The sequence below is a fragment of the Streptomyces sp. BE20 genome (assembly GCF_036322525.1).
Lineage (GTDB): Bacteria > Actinomycetota > Actinomycetes > Streptomycetales > Streptomycetaceae > Kitasatospora.
The window spans coordinates 1-301 of the sequence record NZ_JAQYWW010000105.1 but is presented as its reverse complement, the minus strand read 5'-3'; the positions used below and the strand labels follow the sequence as shown (position 1 = coordinate 301).

Below are 301 nucleotides of genomic sequence, written 5' to 3'. Positions count from 1 at the left end.
CCGCCCGCTGCTCGGGCGTCTTCCGCTCGTCCTCCGAATCCTCGGAGTCCTCGTCCCGAACCGCCCGGGTCTCCTCCGTCTCCAGGGGCTACTCCGTCTGGCGCGGCTCCTCGGTCTGGCGCGGCTCCTCGCTCTCGTCGGCCCGACGCTTCCCCGCGCGTCTCTCCTCGGCCAGCCGCTCCTCCTCCGCCCGCTGCTCGGGCGTCTTCCGCTCGTCCTCCGAATCCTCGGAGTCCTCGTCCCGAACCTCCCGGGTCTCCTCCGTCTCCCGGGGCTCCTCCGTCTGGCGCGGCTCCTCGGT

At 73.4% G+C, this 301-nt stretch carries 1 pseudogene; it reads right to left on the bottom strand.

The window, feature by feature from the left end:
- Positions 1-88: 88 nt before the first annotated feature.
- Positions 89-301, bottom strand: a pseudogene (locus PUR61_RS00515) (hypothetical protein); the annotation flags it as partial.